The sequence below is a fragment of the Flavobacteriales bacterium genome, from assembly GCA_021296215.1.
Classification (GTDB): Bacteria; Bacteroidota; Bacteroidia; order Flavobacteriales; family ECT2AJA-044; genus ECT2AJA-044.
In genome coordinates, this window is the sequence record JAGWBA010000096.1 from 1 (window position 1) to 6035 (window position 6035).

Annotated in this window: 8 protein-coding genes; 6 read left to right on the forward strand and 2 right to left on the reverse strand. The window is 49.0% G+C overall.

The annotated features are described in order from the left end of the window. Positions 1-821: 821 nt before the first annotated feature. The 5 genes from J4F31_11580 (at position 822) to J4F31_11600 (ending at position 3909) form a co-directional block, all read left to right on the forward strand. A complete protein-coding gene (locus J4F31_11580; protein ID MCE2497197.1) occupies positions 822-1475 on the forward strand; it encodes a hypothetical protein in 654 nt (217 codons plus the stop codon). Positions 1476-1636: 161 nt separating this feature from the next. After that, positions 1637-2572: a hypothetical protein gene (locus tag J4F31_11585; protein ID MCE2497198.1), complete on the forward strand. Its 936-nt coding sequence runs from the start codon at positions 1637-1639 to the stop codon at positions 2570-2572. A 240-nt stretch (positions 2573-2812) separates the two neighbouring features. Beyond that, the gene (locus J4F31_11590; GenBank protein ID MCE2497199.1) at positions 2813-3538 is read left to right on the forward strand and encodes a hypothetical protein; all 726 of its coding nucleotides are present in this window, start codon (positions 2813-2815) and stop codon (positions 3536-3538) included. Between the two features lie 21 nt (positions 3539-3559). After that, positions 3560-3709 (forward strand): T9SS type A sorting domain-containing protein, encoded by a 150-nt coding sequence (locus tag J4F31_11595; GenBank protein ID MCE2497200.1) that lies wholly within the window; start codon positions 3560-3562, stop codon positions 3707-3709. Beyond that, positions 3709-3909, forward strand: a complete 201-nt coding sequence (locus J4F31_11600; protein MCE2497201.1) for a hypothetical protein — start codon at positions 3709-3711, stop codon at positions 3907-3909. Before J4F31_11595 ends, J4F31_11600 begins: the two co-directional genes overlap by 1 nt. 7 nt (positions 3910-3916) lie before the next feature. Here J4F31_11600 and J4F31_11605 read toward each other — a convergent pair whose 3' ends face one another. Beyond that, a complete protein-coding gene (locus J4F31_11605) occupies positions 3917-4612 on the reverse strand; it encodes a TrkA family potassium uptake protein (GenBank protein MCE2497202.1) in 696 nt (231 codons plus the stop codon). A gap of 12 nt (positions 4613-4624) precedes the next feature. Then, positions 4625-5794 carry a cystathionine gamma-synthase gene (locus J4F31_11610; protein MCE2497203.1) on the reverse strand — a complete coding sequence of 390 codons (1170 nt, stop codon included), beginning with the start codon at positions 5792-5794 and terminating at the stop codon, positions 4625-4627. A 57-nt stretch (positions 5795-5851) separates the two neighbouring features. On the opposite strand from J4F31_11610, the gene J4F31_11615 reads away from it, so the two are divergent. Continuing rightward, a partial coding sequence (locus tag J4F31_11615) for a hypothetical protein (protein MCE2497204.1) occupies positions 5852-6035 on the forward strand: 184 nt, incomplete at its 3' end.

The window sequence follows — 6035 nt, forward strand, 5'->3', positions numbered from 1 at the left end:
TCACAGAAATTAGTAAAATCAACTACTTCTCAACTCATAAATGAAAAAGCCGTCTCAAGTTAAAATCGAGACGGCTTCTTTTTGTACGTGGTCTTGAGGTTCAGCGGTTGTCCTCGGTGGACTATATACTTACAACTTAACAATGTAGTAGCTGAGATGAATGGTTCTATTCACTATTTTTTTTCATTGTTGGAATCCCTCCTGTCGACAACTACCATTTTCCGGATATTAAATCTATTGATGATATGATAAAAAAAGTCATATTGGGTCTTTGCCTTTTCGGCTATTCAACAAATTGGGCCCAAACAACCTTATTTACTGAGGATTTTTCGACAGGAACAAATTATACTGTTAGCCTTGGAGCTGAGGGATAAGATGGGTCTTCGGACTACTTTACAAGAACTGACGGAAGCACCCCAAATATTGGCATTTCTTATACAAACACCACGGGGATTTTCTTCGCTGCTCAAGATATCGATGACAGTGGATGGTCAGGTAGTGCAAACCCCTCTCAGCTCACCTGGACCGGGATCAACATCTCGACATATACCGATCTGGAGTTTTCTGGAAGCTTTGCTTCGAATTCGACCGGCGGAATTGATGATAATGATTATTTAATTAGTTGAGTATCAGATTATGGTGGAGGTTGGACAAACCTTCTTGCCTTCGAAAACGACGGTGCCCAATTCAACACAGAGCTGGGGGAAGACACCGATTTTGACGGAGATAGTGACGGAACAGATTTAACAGCGGCATTCTTAGAATTTACGAAATCCATAACCGGAACCGGAACTACCCTGGATCTTCGGATTACCGTAGCTATGAACTCTGGAAATGAAGATGTTGCGTTCGATGAATTATCTGTTGTAGGAACAAGTGGAGGAGGGCAAAGCGATGTTTCAATTGACGCTTTTTCAAATACTTGTATAGATGAACTCACATTGAACTGGACCCTGCCGGGAGATTATTCAGCTGGAGACGATCAGGTTTTGGTCTTTGCCAAAGCCTCAAGTGCTATTACAGCGGCTACGCCAAGCACTGGCGTAGGTACCTACACGGCTGATGCTGACTTTAGCGGATCCGGTACGGTTTACGAAAACGACGCCTCCGCGAAATGCGTCTATTCAGGTGATGGAACTTCAGTAACGATTACGAGGCTGACATCCAATACCACCTATCACTTTCTTATTTACAATGTCGAAACGGCTGGACCCACCTACAGTAGTGGAGTTACGGATAATCAAGGAACACTTAGCGCCCTCGACGAGGTCAGCAGTTACGCAGCGAGCAATGGGAATACCTCTGCAGACCTGTCTTGGACGAATCCCACAACCTGCTACGACGAAATCTTGATCGTTGCGCGAGCCTCCTCCAATGTTTCGGCAACGCCCTCGGGGATGGAACGAGCTATACCGCGGATGCGGCCTTTGGGGCCGGGACGGAGATCTCGTCGGGAGAATTCGTCGTTTACATAGGAACGGGAACCTCGGAAACAGTTGCGAGTCTTACCAATGGAACTGCGTATTGCCTAAAGGCCTTTACAAGGAATGGTACGGATTGGAGTTCGGGAAGTGAAATTTCGGCTTCTCCGGCCGCTATATCTTGTCCTACGGCCGGAGTAGTTTTCATCTCGGAAGTGTCTGACGCGGCAGCGGACTTCAATGCTGAATTCTTGGAATTTTATAACTCATCTGCGAGCATTGTGGATCTATCAAATGCAAAACTCATACGAGCATCCTCAACCGACAACTCATCCGAGTACGTTTTTGACTTTGGAGTAGATGGAAGCGGAGGCACACAGATTCCTGCATACGGATTCTTAATAATTTCAAGAGGCGCAACTTCTGCCGAATTTGTCACAGAGTGGGGTGCTCTGCCAGCAGGAGTGAATTATAATGAAGGAAACACGAACCTCTTTTTTGGCACTGGCCGAAGATGGCGATTGAATGAAGGAGGTACTGCGAACACGGATGACGGGACGGAAATTGATGATACAGAAGCCGAAGTAGCAACAAGTTCGGATCGCGATTATCAGAATCTTGCAACGGGTGATTTCGTCAACGCCACGCGCGCTTCAGCAACACTGGGTACCTTCGATTACGGGGTGTACGACAACGGAACATGGACCACTGCCCCAACGGGTGCTACGACGGCAGATGACTTTGTCGTATTAAGTGGTACTCCAAACATCAGCTTCGACGTGAGCGTAAACTCCATGTTCGTAGGAACCAATGGCACCTTAACCGTTGACCCTGGAGCGAGTATCACCATTGCCGATGAACTCAATAATTCAGGAACCGTAAGGTTGGACGCCGATGCAACCGGATATGCACAGCTCTTGATCGGCTCTGTTGGATCACCCGGAACGCACAATGGAGATCCCATTGCCATAGAGCAATACATGGCCGACGATGCCGTGGGGGGCGGTGGTGCTAAATGGACTCATTTTGTAATGCCCGTTGCAGGGGATGTCTCCGGATTGAGCTTTAGTCCGGCCGCTTCAGTCATTTGGTCGGGAAGTTCCACGGCCGGACAAAACGCATATTTCTGGGACGAGCAAGCTGAAGATTGAGGTTCGCCGGGCGATGCTTCTTGGGCCCATGCCGGACTTGGACTCAACCTTTATCTCGTTACCGGTAGTTACGGAACGTTCCCTATGACCATCACCGCTACGGGTACACTAAAAACAGATCTTCAAACGACGGCCGTATCCTACACCTGATCGACTCCAAGTGCCTCCGACTGGAATTACGTTGCCAACCCCTATGCCTGCGGCATCGATTGGGCAGATGTTTACGCCGAAAACTACGACATGACCGATTTCCCGATCGCCGCCATCGCTAAGGTGTGGGACCCCAGTACAGGATCCTATGCCGATGTCGATGAAGGCGACGCCACAGCAGCCAATCGAATTATTCCGCCTTTCCAAGGATTCTGGATCAAATTCACCACTCCGCCAACAGTGAATCCAACAACCCTAGCCATCGACCTCGACCACAGAGACCTCACAACGACGAGTTTCCGCGGCTCTACTCCGACTGAAGCCTTAGAGCTCACCGCAACTCAGCCCGCCTTTGGAGCCGAGCACACGGCTCGACTCAAACTGATAAACGGTGGTGACAATAATTACGAAGGCATGGACGGTATGCACAAAGACGGAGAGGCATGGGAGTCGATCCATCTCTATTATTACTCAGAAGATGGACAACAATTGAGTACGAATTCAGCCAATGGCGACTGGACCGGTACCAAGACTTATCCGCTCTACTTTGAAATTTGGCTCGATACGGTCGTGCCGTACCAAATCGACATGACCAACAACCCCTTCCCGGCGAGCTGGACAGTTGAATTGTACGACCGCAAGAGCGGTAATACGCACGATTTAACGAACGGCACATATTACTTCAACGCGATCAATTCAGACGACCTCCATAGGTTCGGCCTAATCATCAACAAGAGCACCATCGGGCTTTCCGAGCTAGACCAAGATTTTTATTGGTACGAACAAAATGATCAATGGATCATTGAGCACCGTTAGGAAATGCAAGTTGATAAAACTATGATCACCGACGCCTCAGGCCGAATAGTCGCAGAAATGCAAGGTGATCAAGTTCAAAGAATCCCACACCAAGAACTCGCTCCGGGAGCATATTTCATCTCCCTCCTTCAAAATCAAGAAGTAGTAACCGTATTAAAAGTCGTGAAGTAATGAAGTTCCTAGAGTGTATATCCTTGTTCGCAATCATTGTAGCCTTGATGCTGGTTCCGACCGTAGTTTTAGGTCAACCGGCTAATCCCGACCCTCCCGGCGTACCGATCGATGGAGGGGTAGGATTCCTGCTCGCGGCCGGAGCCGCCTATGGAGTTAAGAAATACCGAGATCACAAAGGCGAGGTTCAAGGCGAGTAAGCCTTGATCATCGATTGATCTCAATGAACTTCTCGATGTTCTTGGTAAGTCCGAAAAGGACAAGGGTGTCGGTGGTATGAATTACCGTATCCGATGTAGGAACTCCAATAATATGCTGTTCCGTTACTTGTTCTCCCTTGCGAATGACCTTCTCTTCGCGAAGGATGGTGACCACATTCAATCGATACTTTTTACGCAACCCAATATCGGCCAGCGAGCGATTTACGACCTGACGAGGAGGCTTCACCTCTACGATCTCGAAATCATCGGGCAGCTGCATGCACATGATCACGCTCGGATTCAGCAGGTTCTCGGCCACACTGGCTCCTACCTCCATTTCCGGCGAAAGGATCTCTTCGATCCCCATTTTCTCAAGGATCTGACGCTGATTTGGACCTGACGCCCGAGCAATGATCCGCTTCACTCCGATCTCTTGCATGGTGAACGTACACAAAAGCAGTCCTTCGAAGTTTTCGCCGATGGCTACGACTACGGCATCGAGGTCAGCCACCCCTTGCGATTCGAGTGCTTTCCGATCCGTGGCGTCCATCATGACTGCGTGGACCACCTCATCCTTGATCCCTTCGACACGCTCCTCGCTGGTGTCGATCGCCAATACCTCTGCACCCCGCTTCGAAAGGATACGCGCAATGGCCGAACCGAAGTATCCGAGTCCAACAACGGCAAATCTGTGTTCGTTCATAACTAATTCTTCTTAGCCGAACTTTGCGAAGGCCTGACGCAGATCTTCAATGATATCGTCCGCATCTTCAATACCTACGCTCAACCGAATGAGTGAATCTAACACTCCGGTCTTAGCTCGTTCTTCGGCCGGAATAGCAGCGTGGGTCATACTGGCTGGATGACCGATCAAACTCTCCACACCGCCGAGTGATTCGGCCAGCGTGAATACCTTGGTTGAAGAAGCCAATTTATAAGCATCCTCCATGCGGTCGCCCTTCAAACTGAAAGAGATCATTCCACCAAATCCACGCATTTGCTCTTTGGCAACTTCATGATTTGGATGATCTTCAAAACCAGGCCAGTACACGTTCTCAACAACGTTTTGTTCCTTCAAAAAGTGCGCCACCTTTTCACCGTTTTCGCAGTGTCGTTGCATACGCAAATGCAAGGTCTTGATCCCGCGTAAAACCAAGAACGAATCCTGCGGCCCGGGTACTCCACCCGAACTGTTCTGAATAAAGGCCAAACGCTCATTCAGGTCGGCGTCATTTACCACCAATGCTCCCATTACTACGTCGGAATGACCTCCTAAATACTTGGTCACCGAGTGCATGACGAGGTCAGCGCCGAGGTCCAATGGCGTTTGCAAATAGGGAGTCGCAAAAGTGTTGTCGACACCGAGCATGATGTCGTGCTTTTTCGCCAAGGCCGACAGTGCTTTAATGTCGACGACGTTCATCATGGGGTTTGTAGGCGTTTCGGTCCAAATAAGCTTGGTTCGCTCATTGATGTGGTCCGCAACTGCTTCCAAGTTACCCATGGGCACAAAGTGAAATACGATACCGTACTTAGCGAAGATCTTGGTAAAGATGCGGTAAGTTCCCCCGTAGAGGTCGTTGGTCGAAACGGCTTCGTCTCCAGGGTCCAAAAGCTTGATCACTGCATCAATAGCAGCCAAACCACTTCCAAATGCCAAACCGTAGTTTCCATTTTCCAATGCCGCCAAATTGCGCTCGAGCACTTGGCGCGTTGGGTTCTGGGTACGCGAGTACTCAAATCCTTTGTGGTCGCCAGGACTAGCCTGGGCATAGGTCGAGGTTTGATAAATGGGAGTCATAATGGCCCCAGTGGTTTCATCAGGTTCAACTCCGGCGTGAATCGCTTTGGTTCCGAATTTCATAGACGTGTTTTTCTCATTCATTGAATCGAGTCAAAGGTATGAAAATGACCTACCTTTAAGTCCCAAACACACTCCCCCATGCAAAAGATCTACTTCCTTGGTACTTGCAGCACCTGCAAACGATTAATGAACGATTGGAACCCGGGAAATGACGTTCAATTGAAAGACATTAAATCGGACCCGATCACCGAAGAGAAGATCGACCAAATGGCAGAGTTGGCCGGGAGTGACGAAGCTCTCTTTAGCCGACGCGCCATGAAGT